Annotated in this window: 12 protein-coding genes; 8 read left to right on the top strand and 4 right to left on the bottom strand. The window is 41.2% G+C overall.

Annotation, left to right across the window (positions count from 1 at the left end; translation table 11 throughout):
• Positions 1-133: 133 nt before the first annotated feature.
• Positions 134-1891, bottom strand: coding sequence for a tetratricopeptide repeat-containing sensor histidine kinase (locus tag BLS65_RS01000; protein WP_092434395.1), 1758 nt, complete (start codon positions 1889-1891; stop codon positions 134-136).
• A gap of 244 nt (positions 1892-2135) precedes the next feature.
• A complete protein-coding gene (locus BLS65_RS00995; protein ID WP_092434393.1) occupies positions 2136-3305 on the bottom strand; it encodes an adenylate kinase in 1170 nt (389 codons plus the stop codon).
• 390 nt (positions 3306-3695) lie between these two features.
• On the opposite strand from BLS65_RS00995, the gene BLS65_RS00990 reads away from it, so the two are divergent.
• Both BLS65_RS00990 and BLS65_RS00985 read left to right on the top strand, forming a co-directional pair.
• Positions 3696-4661: a ketoacyl-ACP synthase III gene (locus BLS65_RS00990; RefSeq protein ID WP_092434390.1), complete on the top strand. Its 966-nt coding sequence runs from the start codon at positions 3696-3698 to the stop codon at positions 4659-4661.
• Positions 4662-4972: 311 nt separating this feature from the next.
• A complete protein-coding gene (locus BLS65_RS00985; RefSeq protein WP_092434387.1) occupies positions 4973-8008 on the top strand; it encodes a serine hydrolase domain-containing protein in 3036 nt (1011 codons plus the stop codon).
• A gap of 151 nt (positions 8009-8159) precedes the next feature.
• Here BLS65_RS00985 and BLS65_RS00980 read toward each other — a convergent pair whose 3' ends face one another.
• Positions 8160-10082, bottom strand: a complete 1923-nt coding sequence (locus tag BLS65_RS00980; protein WP_092434385.1) for an LTA synthase family protein — start codon at positions 10080-10082, stop codon at positions 8160-8162.
• Between the two features lie 210 nt (positions 10083-10292).
• Here BLS65_RS00980 and mce point away from each other — a divergent pair, with 210 nt between their 5' ends.
• The 6 genes from mce to BLS65_RS00950 all read left to right on the top strand — a co-directional run bounded on the left by mce (position 10293) and on the right by BLS65_RS00950 (position 15962).
• Positions 10293-10706, top strand: a complete 414-nt coding sequence (mce, locus tag BLS65_RS00975; protein WP_092434382.1) for a methylmalonyl-CoA epimerase — start codon at positions 10293-10295, stop codon at positions 10704-10706.
• A gap of 48 nt (positions 10707-10754) precedes the next feature.
• Positions 10755-12317 carry an acyl-CoA carboxylase subunit beta gene (locus BLS65_RS00970; RefSeq protein WP_092434379.1) on the top strand — a complete coding sequence of 521 codons (1563 nt, stop codon included), beginning with the start codon at positions 10755-10757 and terminating at the stop codon, positions 12315-12317.
• 18 nt (positions 12318-12335) lie between these two features.
• Positions 12336-13244, top strand: coding sequence for an OadG family transporter subunit (locus tag BLS65_RS00965; protein ID WP_092434376.1), 909 nt, complete (start codon positions 12336-12338; stop codon positions 13242-13244).
• A 6-nt stretch (positions 13245-13250) separates the two neighbouring features.
• Positions 13251-13688 (top strand): acetyl-CoA carboxylase biotin carboxyl carrier protein, encoded by a 438-nt coding sequence (locus BLS65_RS00960; protein ID WP_092434373.1) that lies wholly within the window; start codon positions 13251-13253, stop codon positions 13686-13688.
• A gap of 5 nt (positions 13689-13693) precedes the next feature.
• Positions 13694-14857: a sodium ion-translocating decarboxylase subunit beta gene (locus tag BLS65_RS00955; RefSeq protein ID WP_092434370.1), complete on the top strand. Its 1164-nt coding sequence runs from the start codon at positions 13694-13696 to the stop codon at positions 14855-14857.
• Between the two features lie 136 nt (positions 14858-14993).
• Entirely contained in the window at positions 14994-15962 is a 969-nt protein-coding gene (locus tag BLS65_RS00950; protein ID WP_092434367.1) for a hypothetical protein, read from the top strand.
• A 336-nt stretch (positions 15963-16298) separates the two neighbouring features.
• Here BLS65_RS00950 and BLS65_RS00945 read toward each other — a convergent pair whose 3' ends face one another.
• Positions 16299-18218, bottom strand: a complete 1920-nt coding sequence (locus tag BLS65_RS00945; RefSeq protein ID WP_092434364.1) for a polysaccharide biosynthesis protein — start codon at positions 18216-18218, stop codon at positions 16299-16301.
• Positions 18219-18760: the final 542 nt, after the last annotated feature.

The following is an 18760-nucleotide window of genomic DNA, read 5'->3' as shown; positions in this document are numbered from 1 at the left end:
CAGGGTAATCTATCGGCGGAAAGGTACAAGTTGCCTAGTAAATCACCAAGGTAAATCTCGAAATAACTCATGCGCATTTGCGAGACTAATCAATCTTCTTAGAGCAATCGATCTAAGACCTTAGGCCAAATCCTTACGACAAGGAAGGTTCTTGTCCAACTATCGACTCTGCATTCGATTTGCCATCGGCATTTTCAGGCTTTGCTTTTAGGGTAAAGAAGAAGGTTGTTCCTTTATCCAATTCGCTTTCGACCCATATTCTTCCACCATTCAGTTCGACAAACTCCTTGGAAAGAACCAATCCTAAGCCGGTACCCATTTCGTTGGAAGTTCCTCTTGTGGTATATATTTGATCGCCGAATATTTTATCAATATCCTCGGGTGCAATTCCAACACCCGTATCCTTCACCGCCACAATAATTTCATCGAACAAAGGACTGGTTGAAATAGAAATTCGATCGCCAGATCTACAAAACTTCACGGCATTCGACACCAAGTTACGAACAACCAGCGAAATCATATCCGTATCGGCATAGACTTCTACATTAGCATTGACTTCATTTACAACTGTAATTCCCTTGTTTTTTGCAGGTTCTATGACCAAGGCTACCTTGTCATCGACAATCTCGAACAGCTCAAACACAACCATCTTAACGTTTATCCGCTGCATTTGGCACCGAGCCCAATTCAGCAGATTCTCGAGCAATGAAGCGGTGTGAGTAACATTCACACTTAGGTCGTTAATGGCATGTTTAAAGTCTTCATCGGAGATAATGCCAGCATTAGCGACATTCATTAGAGTAATGAGCGAACTAAGCGGGCTTCGCAAGTCGTGGGCAATAATAGAAAACAACTTCGTTTTTTGATCATTAATAACGACTAACTCTTTAGCTTGCTGCTCTATCTCTCCCTTTTGCAGCAAAATCTCCTCATTTCGCTGTTTCAAAAGTTTGTTGGCTTTCTTCTTTTCGCGGTAAAAATAGTAGATAAGCGCAGTGAATAGCAAACTGGCAAAAATAATAGCCAAGTATACTCGACGCATCAGCAACTGCTGTGCAATAATTGATTCCTTAAGCAACCTATCCTTATTGAGCAACTCTATCTGAAGTTGCATCTCCTTCGAAATCTCTTGTGCCTTTTCGAGACTCTTCTGGTTCGCGAGTAACTCTTTTTCGGTGAGTTTTTTTTCTGCAACCACTTGTTGAACCTGCAAGTTAGCCAATACTACCTTTTTGGTTGCCTCTTGTTCCTTTTGTCCAACTTCATCTTTCTGGATTTTTTTTGTAATTGCCGAGTAGAGTTCGAAATACTCAGTCGATTTTTTCCTGTTATCGAGTTTGTCGTAAACTTTACTATATACCGAGTAACAAGAACGAAGAAGACGTAAATCGTATAGGGAAGAAGCAATGGTGGTAGCTTCGGAAATGGAATTTAACGCCTCATTATTCTTATTGAGATCGAGATGAACGTTCGCTAGACTGACCATCATGCCTACCACCTCTGCTTTCCGGGTAGTGTTTCGAGCAAGATCGATTCCTTTTGAAAAGTATACAGCAGCATCGGCAGGTCTATTCTGATCGTAGGCCAACATACCCAATTGATTCAGCAAAACAATTACACCCGTAGTATTCCCTCTCTGTTGGTTGTATTTCAGTGCTAACTCAAATAGATCAATAGCTTGCTGTTGGAGGCCATAGTTAAGATAGGTATTTGCCGCCTGATTGTATAACATTACGGCTTGATTAAGATCGCCGCTATTTTTGAAAGCCTCAGCTTTAGAAACAAGTTCAACGGCGGCTTTGCGCTTATCCTCCGGCATGGCACCAACTTGGGCCCAAACACTATCTGCTAAAATAAAAAAAACAAAGATGAAAATAATCTGTACTCGCATATGCACACATCTTTTTACCAAAAGGTAGACTCAATTATTTTAAAAATACTTGCGGCAAATTTAAAACACATTAAGATTGCTCTGGCTTAAGCGATCCTAGTAAGATGGTGTAAAACACAACTTAAGATTCAAAGATAACTATTTTTCATTAGCACAAACCTATTCATCCAATACAAACATTGAAATCAGAGGATGATAGAAAAATCTATTTATTCCACCATTTCGAATAAGCGTATTTAAAAGCCTATCGCATATTCTTAATTCCATTCTGGATTTCAAACGAGAGACGCTGAAAAACCTCCTCTAAAGTTCCAACACCATTCACTTTAATGACTTCATGGAGTTGATTATACTTTTCGATAACTGGAATTGTTTTGTTCTCATATATTTGCAACCGCTTCACAATTTTTGAAGTGGTAGTGTAATAGGACACATCGGCTGTGGAATGGCTTCGCTCGTCAATTCGGCGAATAACCTCGAGAACCGGAACATCCAGTTCAATGCATTGAGATACTGAAGAACCATGCTTTTTAAGCAATCCATCTAAAATGTAGGATTGAACTAAGTTTCGAGGAAACCCTTTAAACAAAAAGCCCTTAGCGTTTTTTGTCTTTGCCAATTTCTTCTCGATAAGCTGAACAACCACCTCATCGGGAACAAATTCGCCCCGCTCAATTATTTCCAAATACTTGAGCGTTACTTCAGGATCATTTTTTAACTCTTCCTTAAGCATTTCACCGGTAGAAACATATTCTAAACCAAATGCTTTGGCGATGGCTTTTCCTTGAGTACTACGCCCCGATCCTGGCGAACCAAAAAGAACAATATTGAATAGACTCTTCGAAAGTTCCGATTGAATGATGTCATCAATATCGGAGGTTACCTTGCCTATTTCTTGACTACCATCCACCTCTAGGTAAACCCCTTTATCCTTGTAAAACTGTAGAACAGGCAATGTTTTCTCCGTATACTCCCTTAATCGCGTGCGAACAACTGTCTCGTTATCGTCGCTGCGTCCTGAAGTAATACCTCTATTTAGCAATCGTTGAACTGAAATTTCCTCATCCAACTTAATGCTTATTAAACGATTGAGTGAAGTATTAAGCTTTATCATCAACCCTTCTAAAATGTAAGCCTGTATGTTGGTTCGAGGAAAACCATCGAAGAGAAATCCATTGGCGTTGGGATTTTCAGTAATGGTATTCTCAATAATCTGAACGATAATTTCATCGCTCACCAACCCACCGGAGGCAATAATATGCTCAGCATCAAGACCGAGTTTAGTCTTGTTGGCCAGCTCATTGCGAAGTAAATCGCCGGTAGAGATATAAAAGAGATTGTACTTTTTTATTAGGAATTCCGATTGGGTTCCTTTACCAGCACCGGGAGGGCCAAAAAGCGCAATGTTTAACATGGGGATTGATTTTTAGGGTTTTCCTTCTGTTGGGTAATTTACTTGCTTACAATTTTTAATAACAGAACAAATCGACACCGAAAATAAGAATTTGTTTTCACTATTTCCTAATAAATTAGTACCCCACACTACAAAATTTAACGTATATATCTATTATTCAAAACATTAAAATGCATTTTAATTCCTAGAGAACAAAATAATCTATCAAATAGTAACTTTAGAAATCGATTGAGTTGTTAACAAATACCCCATGCTGGCTAAACAACTTACAATCTGTAACCATTATTGTAGTAATTATTCATAATCCATTAATTATCTGCCATCAGCATAGTAATAAACTAAAACTATATTTGAACCCGAAAATTATACATGCCACAAACAAGAGTCACCATGAACGCAAAAATATCAGCAATTTCGGCCTATGCCCCTGCAAAACTGGTTACTAACCAAGACTTCGAAAAAACTATTGAAACGAACGACGAGTGGATTGTATCTCGCACTGGTATAAAGGAAAGACATTACGCATCAGAAACTGAATTTACCTCCGATCTCTGCGTGGCAGCAGCTCGCCTGCTCGAAAAAGAGAACAGTGGATCGCTAGCCGATATTGATTTTGTTATTGTTGCCACCATAACACCTGATCAGATATTCCCAAGCGTTGCCAGTCAGGTTACACATCAGCTGGGTCTTAAAAATGCGGGGGCAATAGACATTTCGGCTGCTAGTGCCGGATGGGTTTACGGATTGATCATGGCGCAGAGTTTCATAGACTCGGGTATGTGTAAAAAGATCCTAGTCTTTGGAGGTGAAACCTTAACAAAGATAACCGATTTCACCGATCGTACTTCTTGTATTCTGTTTGGTGATGGAGCCGGGGTAGCAATAGTTGAGAACGGCACCAATGGAAAATTTTATAGAGGCATTACAGGCACCAATGGCGAAGGTGGGAAAGACCTTTATATGACACACCTCTCCAACATAATTAATGGAGAACATGTCATCGATAGTCGCAAGTTAGTTCAAAATGGAAAGGCCGTTTTTAAATGGGCGGTAACAACTATCTCAGAGAAGATTAAAGAGCTTTTGGTTATAAACAACCTTACTATCGAAGAGATAGATTGGTTTATTCCCCATAGTGCAAACATGCGAATTATTGAGGCCATTGGAAGTAACATAGGTATTGGCAGGGAAAAAACGTTGGAAAGCATTCAGCTGTTTGGCAACACCTCCTCCGCCTCAATTCCACTTGCCTTTTATCAAGGAATACGCACTGGAAAAGTGAAAATGGGAGATAAAATTCTATTGTTTGGTTTTGGCGGAGGACTTAGCTATGCTGGCACAATATTGGAAATGTAAATAGATTTTATAAGGGAGAATAAAAGCAGCAAGACGAATCCTTGCTGCTTTTTATCTGAATAGAAGGATGAAGGTTGTTTGCTGAGGTTAGAAATATGCTATGAGGAATTCGAACATGAAGAAGCTCCCAAGTCCTAAATGTATTTGTTCATTGATAGAAGCAGAAACGACTAAAACGGCACCAATCTGAGTCAATACTTTCCAAAAGTATACGCTTGATCAATTAGGAAAAGAACTTCAAATTAATAAAGTGCAATCCGCCATTGAATCTCTATCTTTGTGACGGAATTCATCTCTCAAGCATTCGCATTATGTTCAATACAGCATTTCTACTTTCCCTCCTCACTGCCGTTTCAATTACCTGCTCTGCCAAAGTTGACAATCCAATTAAGTATAAAATATCGTTTCAGGAAAAACAAAATATCCCCTGGGTAGATTCCGTTATGGCCAAACTTACCTTAGAGGAGAAAATAGCCCAACTATTTATGGTTGCCGGGTACTCTTCGAAGAGTCAAGATAACACTGCCCAATTGTTACAACTCGTGAATAAGTACCATATAGGTGGGGTCATTTTTTTTCAAGGTGGTCCAAAGAGTCAAGTGCAGTTAACCAACCGATTACAAAAAAGTTCCAATGTGCCCTTGTTGATTGGCATGGATGCCGAATGGGGCCCATCGATGCGCCTCGATAGCATTATTCGCTTTCCACGTCAGATGATGCTTGGAGCGCTGCAGAACGACAGCCTCGTTTTTGAAATGGGAGGAGAAATTGCAAGGCAACTCAAGCGACTTGGTGTGCATATTAATTTTGCTCCTGTGGCCGATGTTAACAACAATCCAAATAATCCCGTAATCAATACGCGCTCATTTGGCGAAAACAGACAAAACACAAGCAATAAAGCAATTGCATACATGCTTGGCTTACAGGAAAATGGTATTCTTGCATGTGCAAAACACTTCCCAGGCCATGGCGATACCGATAAAGACTCGCACGAGACACTGCCCTCTGTTCTTTTTGAAAAGGATAGACTCGATAGCTTAGAACTTTACCCCTTCCGAAAGTTATTCGATGCCGGAATTTCTTCGGTGATGGTTGGCCACCTCATGGTGCCATCCTTAACCCATTCAAGTACTTTACCCACCTCTCTTTCAGACGAGGTAGTTATCGACCTACTCCAGAAAACGCTAGGATTTAAGGGGCTCATCTTTACCGACGCCATGAACATGAAGGGCGTAAGCAACTACCGAAAACCGAGCAGAGTGAACGCATTGGCCCTTATGGCTGGGAATGATATACTAGTTTACCCCAATGAAATTGGTGAAAGTATCCAGAAAATTGCACGGTATGTTCACCGTGGGAGAATTCCCCATGAGGAAATTGAAGCTAAGTGTAGAAAAGTGCTTACTGCAAAATATTTTGCAGGGCTATCAAAATATACGCCCATCGATACCACCAATATAATCAACGATTTAAACGACACTAAATACTTAGTTCTTAAACGGCGGCTATGCCGCGAAGCGATCACAGTTGTCCGAAACGATTACGATCTGATCCCGTTTCAACAACTCGATACCCTTTCCATTGCCTATGTTGAACTTGATTCCGGAATGGGAACTCCATTTTTAGGAATGCTCAATAACTACGCAAGCATTCATCACTATTCCCTACCGCGCGAAGCCACCAATAATCAAATTGACTCACTGAAGAGGTTACTCCAACCGCATAACCTGATTGTATTTGGCTATCATAACCTTGATGCACGACCACAATTCAACTTCGGAATTCGCCACGAAATGACCGATTTCATATCGGAGACCTCCACCCAAAAAAAAGTGGTTCTTTGCCTCTTTGGATCTCCCTATGCTCTTGAAAAATTCCCGTTGGTAGATTTGCCTGCCTCTATAGTTGTGGGATACGACAATAGCACAGAAGTTCAAGAGATGACTGCTCAAATTCTTTTTGGAGCGATCGGAGCCAAAGGCATGCTACCAGTATCGGCCGGTATAAATTTTCCGGGAGGAAATGGCCTTACAACCGAAGGTGGACTTCGGCTAAGCTACGTAATGCCCGAAGAGATTGGGATTTCAAAAGTAGCAATGGCCAAGATAGATTCCATTGCAAATTTTGCAATTCTTCAAGGAGCAACACCTGGATGTCAAGTATATGCCGCTGTGGATGGCAAAATCTTTTTAAATAAGGGTTACGGAAAGCAAACCTACAACAGTAACGATCAAAACGTTTCATCAGGTACTGTATATGATGTAGCTTCAGTAACGAAAGTAGTGGCGACCCTGCCTATAGTAATGCAACTCTTTGAATCCAAGAAGTTAAGCATTACCGATTCCTTGGGAAAGTTCATTTCATTTCCACGAAACAACTCAAAAAAGAACATTTACACTTGGCAACTGCTTACCCACCAAGGTGGATTAAAAGAGTTTTTACCGTTTCATCTCGATTACCTAACCGCTATTTGGCCAAAGGACAAACTCTATAGCACAGTGCCAAGCGATTCGTTCCCATTGCGTATTTCCTCAGGAAACTACATCAACTTATACTATCAACTAAATCCGACCATCTTTAGTCACCACAACGGTAGAGATTACCCCAACCAAATTGCTCAAAATATTTATGCCATTAAATCACTTAAGGATAGTATCTACAAAAAGATTGACCGCACTCTACAGTATAAAGACATACAATATCGTTACAGCGACCATGGATTCATATACCTACAGCGAATAATTGAAAGCATTACCAAAACTCCGTTGGATTCACTAACCCAAACAAGGTTCTATTGTCCGTTAGGCATGCGCACCACGATGTATAAACCTACGGAGAGTATTTCACCCGACAGTATTGCGCCTACGGAATACGATTTCCTATTTCGAAAACAAGTTGTTAGAGGATTTGTACACGACCAAACAGCAGCATTACTGGGCGGGGTTGCCGGAAATGCCGGAATATTCAGCAATGCCAACGACTTGGGAAAATTGCTACAGGTATTTCTTCAAAATGGTAGCTACGGAGGAAAAACCTACTTCAAACCCGAAACGGTAAAATTTTTCACCTCGGCATTTTCGATATCAAACAGACGAGGATTGGGATGGGATAAGCCCGAGACTATTCCCGGTAAACCCAGCCCAGTTGGATTAACTGTTTCCCCCTCGAGCTATGGTCACAGTGGTTTTACGGGTACCTTAGTATGGGTAGATCCGGAAACTAAGTTAGTGTTCGTATTTCTCTCCAACAGAGTATTCCCCAATGCTGAAAATACTAAGCTTGCAAAAATGAACATTCGAACCGACATGCTGGACGTTTTGGAGGAAGCAGTAAAAGGGAGGAAGTAATAATAGTTGGAAGAAGTTAGACGAAGTCAACGAATATGAGAGGCATTTTAGCTAATTGGTAGTTAGTAATACTACCAAATTAGCAAATGAACTCTCGCCCATTCGAGCCAGTATTTTCAAATTACTAAATCGCCAAATGTGTTTTGAACTTTCAATTACGGCCTTCAATATATAACGAATTACCCTCCAACGCCTCCTCATACCCTTGGATTATTGCCTTTAGTTTCAACTCCATTTTCGAGACAGTATCCTGCATTGGTAAGAGAAGATTAGTCTTCAATAAGCTATCCTTTTTATAATTGAACAGGGAGATTGGCTTATCACCATTAAATTGCAAACAGAAATCACCTTGAATGAGCTGGTATACACCACTCATATAGTTAACCGCAAAGTGAGGATGTTTTGTATCAAAAAGGGATGTTCCATAGCTCACAAATGGCTTAGCATACCCCACTAGGTTAAGAACTGTGGGCATAATATCAGCCTGCTGTGCAACATCATAGCTAATGCCTTTAAAATTGGAATCACCCGGATAGTAAAATATCAGTGGAACATCATAATTACCCACCTTGTTGGCAAAATATGCCCCCATAGGCTGAGCACAATGGTCGGCTGTAAGAACAAAGAGAGTATGACTATACCATGCCTGTTTCTTGGCTTGCTCAAAAAACCGTCTGAGAGCAAAATCGGCGTAACCAATGGTTTTTAGGATAGGCAATTCTCCTTCGGGAAATTTGCCTAAGTATCGGCTCGGAATTGTGTATGGGTGGTGAGACGACAGCGTGAATACAGCAGAGAAAAAAGGCTGCTGGAACGTAGATAGTTTTTCAGCAAAAAACTGTAAAAACTCCTCGTCGTAAATACCCCATCCCCCATCCTCGGCAGCGGGACCTTTATACTCGTTTTTTCCATAGTATTGCCGAATACCTGCAGCACCTGCAAAACTATCGAAACCCATCGTTCCGTTATGCCCACCGTGGAAGAACGAGGAAGAATAGCCCATTTCGCTCAAAAGGCTTGGCAAACTGTTTATTCGGTTGGAACCGTAGCGGGTAGTTATAAAGGCATCGTCGGTAAGGGCCGGTAACGAGGCTAAAATGGAAGGCATGGCTTCAATCGATCGTTTTCCGTTTGCATAAGCATTTTGAAACGACCAACTCTGCGCAGCCAATGAATCAAGAAAAGGAGTATACGATTTTCCACCACCAAAAAAGCCAGTATACTCGCTCGAAAAACTTTCAAGAATTATTACCACAACATTGGGCCTATCCCATCGTGCCAACGACAGAGTGTCGGGTTGGATTCGATGATCAAAATGGGCTAATAATTCATTGGATGTTGAAAAGTATTTCTTCCCACTAATTTCCTTACTATTAAGCGTTTTAAGTATTGTAAAGGGAGAATTCAACACCAATGCTGCATTTTGGGCAGAAGTATAGGTAGTTGCAGTAATTATTCGAAGCGGCTTCATTTGCAAACCTCCTCGTCCACCAACCACCGTTAAGCAAAGAATTACAATGGCGGCCACAAACTGTAATGCCCAATATTTAAAAGAAAAACGTTTCAATTGATTACTCTTGTTTGGATTAGCCTTTGGGTATAAAAACCAAAGCCCTCCTACGGTAATTACCCATAGAAGAAACAGATACCAATAGTCATGCAAGAACTGGGGTAGCATGTTCGAAAAATCTTCCCCAAGCCAAACGGACGAAAACATATCGGCAGTAAGACGTTTATGTTCAAAGTCATAGAATTTTACATCGACAAAGTTTGTTGCCAATGCTGCTCCGTTTACTGCCACAAAATATAATCGAATAAAAAGTTGATACCATCGATTATCCTTAAATGTACCAGGCACAATGTGCATCAGAATCAGCAACAGGTTCAAATAAATAATCGCCGACAGGTCGAACCGCAAACCAGCCATATGCAGTCCTACGACATTCCAGAAATTTTCAATATCGAACCCATGATAGTTAAATGTATAAAACAGTAACCTTGTCAAAGAAAAGAAAAGCATCACCAAACCGATTCGAAAAAACAAAAGCTTTTGATGGTAAAAATAGGTGTTCATGGGATCTGGTTTAAGTTTCGAGCGGCATTAGAAGCACGAGTGCAAAAATAACGAAATTAAGTAAGTTCGAATCTTATGTACTAGATTTGTCTACACGAGGGTGATTAGATGTTGTATAACAAGGTTTAAAGGTGTGATAAAACATATTTTTTTTAGGGATGTAAACGATAGATAGAGTTACTTTTGTAAAATAATCTAAACCCCAAATTTATGCAACCAACCCATATCGAGCACATCGGCATCGCCGTAAAGAGCCTCGAACAAGCGATTCCTTACTGGGAAAACGTTTTAGGATTAAAATGCTACAATCTCGAAGTCGTAGCCGATCAAAAGGTTAAGACCGCTTTTTTCATGGTGGGTCAAACCAAAATTGAGCTACTTGAATCGACCGATCCCGAAGGACCTATTGGTAAATTTATAGAGAAAAAGGGCGAAGGTATTCACCACATGGCATTTGCTGTTCAAGATATTGAGCAAGCACTTGTCGATGCCGAAAGCAACGGCGTTCAGCTAATCGACAAAGCCCCACGAAAAGGAGCAGAAGGTTTATCTATCGCCTTTCTCCACCCCAAATCGACCTTTGGAGTTCTTACCGAACTTTGCGAAGACAAAAACAAGAAATAATTACCGTTCTACTTCAACAACTTCAACATAAACTAAACATCCTTAGGTATGAGCACCAACCAGGACAAAATTAAAGAATTAATCAAGCTACGGGAGCAGGCAAAGCTCGGTGGTGGAGAGAAAAGAATTGAAGCCCAACACAAAAAAGGCAAATTCACGGCCCGTGAGCGCCTCGATATGCTCCTCGACGAGGGCAGTTTCGAAGAGTTCGATATGTTTGTATCGCACCGCTGTATCGACTTTGGATTAGAGAAGGAAAGCTACCTTGCCGACGGTGTTGTTACCGGTTACGGTACCATCGACGGACGTTTGGTTTATGTGTTTTCCCAAGATTTTACCGTTTTTGGTGGCTCGCTATCCGAAATGTTCGCTGCCAAAATCTGTAAGGTAATGGATATGGCCATGAAGGTTGGTGCACCTTTGATTGGAATTAACGACTCAGGTGGAGCACGTATCCAAGAAGGCGTAAAGAGTTTAGGTGGATACGCCGAAATTTTCCAACGTAACATCATGGCTTCTGGAGTTATTCCTCAAATTTCAGCCATTTTTGGACCGTGTGCTGGTGGTGCAGTTTACTCCCCAGCCCTTACCGACTTTATTATGATGACTAAGGACACCAGCTACATGTTTGTGACTGGTCCAAAGGTTGTTAAAACTGTTACCGGTGAAGATGTTACCCAAGAGCAACTGGGTGGAGCATCTGTTCACGCAACCAAATCGGGCGTTGCCCACTTTGTTGCCGAAAACGAGGAAGAGGGAATTCTAATTCTTCGCAAACTGCTTAGTTACCTTCCCCAGAATAACCTTGAGGAGGCTCCTATTATCCCTTGCACCGATCCAATTGATAGGTTGGATGACGCACTCAACGAAATTATCCCCGATAATACAAACAAGCCTTACGACGTTTTGGACGTAATTCACTCCATCGTTGATAATGCCGAGTTTCTCCAAGTTCACCGCGATTATGCTCCCAACATTGTAGTGGGTTTTGCCCGTTTCAACGGCGTGAGTGTAGGAATGGTAGCCAACCAGCCTAAGTATATGGCCGGTGTGCTCGATATCAACTCATCCAGAAAAGCGGCTCGATTTGTTCGCTTCTGCGATGCCTTTAATATTCCAATCGTTACTTTGGTGGATGTTCCTGGATTCCTACCTGGAACCGCACAAGAATATGGCGGAATTATTATCCATGGAGCTAAGTTGCTCTTTGCCTATGGCGAAGCTACCGTTCCTAAGATCACCATTATCCTGCGTAAGGCGTACGGTGGAGCATACGATGTAATGAGTTCGAAACACCTTCGCGGCGATATTAACTACTCTTGGCCAAGCGGCGAAATTGCAGTTATGGGTCCAAAGGGTGCCATTGAAGTACTTCTTAGCCGCGAGTTAAGCAACATTGACGATGAAAAAGCAAAGGTGGCACTGCTTATCGAAAAAGAGCAGGAATACCGTGAAAAATTCGCCAACCCATTTGTTGCAGCAAAGTTTGGCTACATCGACGATGTAATTGAACCCCGCGCTACCCGCTTTAGAATTATCAGAGCGTTACAAGCGCTTGCTACTAAAAAGGATGTCAATCCTCCTAAGAAGCACTCTAACTTGCCACTTTAATCCCTAATGTAAAGCAGTATGAAATTAGTTAAAAAACTTGCATTTACTCTGGGATTGTTCACCTTAACCTATGCAGGATTTGCTCAAAGTGCAAGAGACCTTCGAATTAATGAAGTGCTCCTAATCAACAACTCAAGCTATGTTGATAACTTTGGAAGCCGTAGTGCCTGGGTAGAGCTGTTCAATACAGCTTACAATAAGGTAAACGTAGCCGGTTGCTACTTCACCGACGACATGAGTAATCCCACGAAGTATAGGATTCCAACAAAGGATCAAAATACTGTGGTTGAGACCCGTTCGTTTACCATTTTTTTTGCTGATGGTAAAACTACGCATGGAACATTCCATCTCAACTTCAAGATGGATTCGACCTCAAAGTTTATCGCCCTTTTTGATGGTGATGGGAGAACGCTAATCGATAGCATGAGCATTCCCCAACAAACAGGAGATATTTCTTTTGGACGAATAGCCGATGGGGATGTTGTAATTGGGAAATTAGATAAGACAACACCAATGGCCACAAACATAACCGAAGAGATGGTCTCTCCTGGTACTCGGTTTGCGGCTGCAGACCCTATCGGCATAGGAATGGCTATATCAGCTATGTCTGTGGTGTTTACAGCCTTAATGCTGCTCTATCTATTCTTTAAGTTTATTGGGAAAGCCAATATGACAGCTCAGGTGAAAAAGTCTTCTGGAACTTCAGAGGTTACCCAAAAGGAGATACAAGAGGCAGAGATTTCGGGTGATGTAATTGCGGCTATTTCGGCAGCCCTCTACTTATACGAAACAGAACTGCACGACCAAGAGTCGACTATCCTTACCATAAACCGTGTCACCAAGACCTACTCGCCTTGGAGTTCAAAAATATACGGTTTAAGACAAATGCCACCATTACAAACCCGCAAACCAGAATTTAATCGCTAGCAGGTCATGAAAGAATTCAAATTTAAAATCAACGGAAGCGAATATAACGTTAACATCAATAACGTAGAAGGCAATATCGCCGATCTCGAAGTTAACGGAACACCATATAAGGTTGAAGTCGATAAGGAACTAAAACAGGTAAAAACCCCTAAGTTGGTTCGCCCTGCAGCTGTTCCCTCCACCGATGCTCATCCCTCGTTGGCAAGAACCCAAAGCCCAGGCGTTGCAACTGCCGGAGCGATTAAATCGCCACTTCCTGGGGTTATCCTCGATCTCTATGTAAAAGAGGGCGACTATATTAAAATGGGACAGAAATTGCTTTTACTTGAGGCCATGAAAATGGAAAACAATATCGACTCCGATAAAGAGGGAACCATTAAGGAAATTAAGGTAAGCAAAGGTGGATCCGTTCTCGAAGGTGATGTTCTCATTATTATCGGGTAATAGCCATGGAAAACTCAACTAACTTTTTCACCTTCTTAAAGGATAATCTGGAACAATTCTTGGCATATACCTCATTCTCTAACTTTACGTTAGGGCATGTTGCCATGATACTTGTAGGATTACTCTTTATCTACTTGGCCATTGCAAAGGAGTATGAACCACTCCTACTTATTCCTATCGGATTTGGGATTATCATAGGAAACGTTCCCTTCTACCCAGGCATGCAGGTGGGTATCTACGAATCGGGCAGTGTAATGAACTACCTTTACTTTGGAGTAACAAAGGGGATTTATCCGCCTCTGATATTCCTTGGTATTGGAGCTATGACCGATTTTAGTGCGCTAATATCGAACCCGAAGCTGATGCTTATTGGAGCAGCGGCTCAACTCGGTATTTTTGGTGCATACATGGCGGCTCTAGCAATGGGTTTTTCGCCGGAAGAAGCTGGTGCAATTGGAATTATCGGCGGTGCCGATGGTCCAACTGCTATATTCCTTTCATCACGATTAGCACCAAGTCTTATGGGAGCCATTGCCATATCGGCATACTCCTACATGGCCTTAGTTCCGGTGATTCAGCCTCCCATCATGAAGTTGCTCACCAACAAAAAGGAGCGCCTAATTCGGATGAAAGCACCTCGCCAGGTTTCGAAGTTGGAAAAAATCCTCTTCCCTATTGTTGGTCTGTTGCTCACCACCTTCTTGGTTCCTTCAGGCATGCCACTTCTTGGAATGCTATTCTTCGGTAACTTACTAAAGGAAAGTACCGTAACTAAGCGTTTGGCCGATACAGCTAAGGGCCCGCTCATCGATATTGTTACCATCCTTCTGGGGATAACTGTGGGTGCTTCTACGCAAGCCACTACGTTCCTTACCGGTAGTAGCCTTGGTATATTTGCTATTGGAGCGGCCTCTTTCATTATTGCAACCACAGGTGGAGTGCTCTTTGTTAAGGCCTTCAACCTATTCTTGAAAGAGGGAAATAAGATTAATCCGCTCATTGGAAACGCCGGTGTTTCGGCAGTTCCCGATAGTGCACGCGTTTCGCATATTGTTGGTCAGGAATATGATAAGACCAACTATTTGCTGATGCACGCCATGGGTCCAAATGTAGCCGGAGTTATTGGTAGTGCAGTTGCCGCAGGTATCTTGCTCAGCTTCCTATCATAATCAAGATAGTTTAGAATAGAGGCCGCCCTACAAGGCGGCCTTTTTTTTGTATAATTAAGATTATACGTAATTGACATTTCAGAATAACGAACGTACATTGAAAGAGTTTTTATACATTTGTACAAAACTAAGCTAAATGGAAAATCAGAAACATAACGAAGAGATTGACCTGCTCGATCTATTTAATCGAATGGGGAAGTCCATCCAGAAAGGAATTAATTGGGGGATTAACCTAATTTATCAATTTTTCCTGCTGCTCATCAGAAAAAGCCTCTGGATTTTGACATTTACCTGCATTGGTGTGAGTATTGGTTTACTGCTATTCTTCAACACAAACCGATTCTACACATCGAATATGGTTGCCAAATGCAACTCCACCGAAAATAATATTGTGGTGGACGCAATAAATCAGCTCAACGATTTGTGCATTAACAATAACTTCGAAATGCTAGCTCGCTACCTTGAAACATCGCCACGGCAGGCAGCGCAAATTAAGCTCATTAAAGCCTACTATGGCATTGATATAAACAGAGACTCCATTGCCGATTACATCGACTATTTAGAGACCTATAACGCCAAAGATACCTCTCAACGAATTGTTAGGAATATGGTATTCGTAAAAGTAGAGGTTTTTAACGAGGATGTTTTTTCAGATCTGAGAGATGGTTTGCAAAAATACATATGGAAGAATCCATATATCGCAAAAAACAATGAAGTTCGTAAAGAACAGACTGCCATCATGATCAGTTCAATGGATAGAGAACTAAAAAATTTAGATAGCCTCCAGAAATCCTATCGAAATAACCTGATGCAAAAGTCAGGGAATGGCCAAATGGTATTGCTCAATGAAAAGGAAATTAAACTAATTTATCCTGACATTATTAAACTGGTGTCTCAAAAACAAAAACTTGAGAAATCATTAATCGTAGATCCCGATCCATTGACAATCATTCAAGACTTTACACCGCTGTCAAAAGCAGTAAACCCTTGGACTAAGTATGTGAAATCATGGGGACTTTCCTTTGCACTACTCGGGTTTATATTATCTCTTTTATGGCAATACAAAAGAACAATAATAACTTTAATAGGGCAAAAGCAATATTAAAAAAAGCGGGCTTAGCCCGCTTTTTTTATTTGTATTCTTCAGCAATTTCACTTGCAAGTCAGGTTACAACTCTTATTACAATAGTATCTGATTTGATTAACGATCACATTAAGGTCGAGAAAAGACACACTAGGATTGGTCATTCACTTATCTTATTTTCTAGTCGCTGCGACGTTATGCAGTTATAAAATTTCGGAGGACATCCACAAAAAGACACCTTAACTCACTGCACTTAGTCTCTCAATACTGGGGAAGTAATTGATCTTTTCAATATAAACTTTGTCAGAGACAACCTTTACGAAGGCATATAAAAAAGCCTTCGTAAGATTTAAAATCTTACTTCTTATCGAGCGTGGAATATATAGAGTTTTGACTCACATATTCGGGCACTACCACTTTCATCTTAGTAACGAGCCAAAAGTTGTCCAAATCCTCATCCAGACCAGTCGAAATCTCGTCCATGTACTGCTGAATTAAGTCATGTGGCATCTTTACAATGCTAGCTGTCATTATCTTGGGATGATAGGTTGGCAAGGTATTCTCGCCAGTATTAAGCAACTCCTCATAGAGTTTCTCACCCGGTCGCAGACCTGTAAATACAATCTGCATATCCGTCCCAACCTTATGCCCCGACAACCGAATCATATTCTTAGCCAAGTCGACAATCTTTACACTCTTGCCCATGTCGAAGATAAAAATCTCACCTCCATGACCCATAACGCTGGCCTCAAGCACAAGCTGACAAGCCTCGGGAATAGTCATGAAAAACCGAGTAACCTCAGGATGGGTTACCGTCAACGGGCCACCTTGATCGATCTGTTTCTTAAACAATGGAATAACTGATCCATTTGAGCCAAGTACATTCCCAAAACGGGTAGTGATAAACTGCGTGCGAGCAAATCCACCGAACGATTGGGTATAGATTTCAGCCATCCGCTTGGTTGCACCCATAACGTTTGTTGGGTTTACCGCCTTATCGGTCGAGATCATAACAAATTTCTCGACACCAAACTCGACCGCCAAATCGGCCAAATTTTTTGTTCCAAAAACATTATTCTTAATTGCTTCCCTAGGATTATTCTCCATTAGCGGCACATGCTTATACGCTGCAGCATGGAAAATAACATCAATCTTGAATGCCTCAAAAATCTTCCGCATGCGCAACGGATCAGCAATATCCCCAATCACAACTTCAATTTGATCCTTTCGATCGGGGAATTTCCCTAGCATCTCCAACTCCACGAAGTAAAGCGGTGTTTCTGCCTGATCTAGTAGAATAAGTTTCCCAGGGTAGTAGGAGAACACCTGACGAACAATCTCACTACCAATGGAACCCGCAGCACCCGTTACAAGGATATTCTTACCCTTTAGCGAACTCGAAATCTTATTAGCATCGAGTAGAATTGGTTCCCGCTCCAGCAGATCCTCAATCCGAATCTCATCCACCTTGAGCACCGTTGCGCTACCCTCGGTAAGTTCAGTAAAGTTCTTAAGACTTTTTACCTTTACCCCACGATTCAAGCACATTTGGACTACAATATTCTTTTGCTCAGCCGGAATTTTAGCATCGGCAAATATTAACTGCCTCACATCGTAATCGGAAATAACCCGATCCAACTCCTCTAAAGGAAAAATGGAAAGCCCCTCGATGGTTTTGTGTAAAGCTTTGGTATTATGATCCATAAACCCTATTACCTTATAGGGTAAATCTTGGTCTGACTCCAGCGCTCGTTTTACAGAAACCGAAAAATGCTCTCGGCCATACACCAAAACATTAATTGAAGCTCGATTGCCACCTTGTGTAACCCCATGAATAGTATATTTCGCAAATATTCGAAAGGCAATAAGTAGATAGGAGGTTATAAAGAAGTCGATAATGATAATTGAAAGCGGAACCATTAAAATCCCGGATAACTTATAGTAGCCAAAATTTAAAATAGTAAAAAAAACGTTTCCGAGAAAAATGGTAAAAACAACCCGAATAAGATCCTTAATGCTGGTATACCGAATATACATCCGGTAGGTTCCTAAACTTAGAAATGCGCCAACTCGTACAACTAAGTATATCACGATCGATACGGTGAGGGTATCGACAATTGCAACGGGAATGGAGAAATTGAAACGCAGCAGGTAGGTAATAAATATACCAACAACGCTAATTATAATATCGAGGTTTAGGATTACCCAAGAAGGCACAAAAAGTTGCGCAGCACTTCGAAGCCGATTCTCAACAAAATTAGAGATTGATTCAAACATATATTTTCTGGTTTGGCACAACGAAAGTAGCTTAAATAACTACACAATTGAAGCAATTCGGCTAAAATATCACTGCAATTAGAATTCGTTAAGCAATTTTTGCGTCAGCCGATGCGATTATGATGGCCTAAATCTGTATGTTATAAAGAAAGAAAGCGACCCATCAGGATCGCTTTACAATTTATGCTTTCGATTAACAATATTATTTCTCCAACGATTACAGGAGATACGTCAGTTGGTAGTCGTCAGTATTCAGTCTCCAGTCTTCGGTCTTCAGTCTTCAGTCCTCAGTCCTCAGTCTTCAGTCTTCTGTCTTCTGTCTTCCGACTTCTGTCTTCCGACTTCCGACTTCCGACTTTTTATAAGCCCATTGGCATATTGGCATATTGGCACATTTTCTCCTTATCGAATTGGCATATTGTCCATTTTATTATCTGCAAAATCTGTCGGCACACCTCCTTGAACGAGCTGGCAGTTGATCGATCTGCTGTGCCTTGAATTTTATTTTCAAATTCTCAAATCTTCAAATTAACTCATTAGCA

The sequence above is a fragment of the Williamwhitmania taraxaci genome, from assembly GCF_900096565.1.
Lineage (GTDB): Bacteria > Bacteroidota > Bacteroidia > Bacteroidales > Williamwhitmaniaceae > Williamwhitmania > Williamwhitmania taraxaci.
The sequence above is the reverse complement of the archived record's forward strand: the minus strand, read 5'-3'. Positions and strand labels throughout refer to the sequence as shown.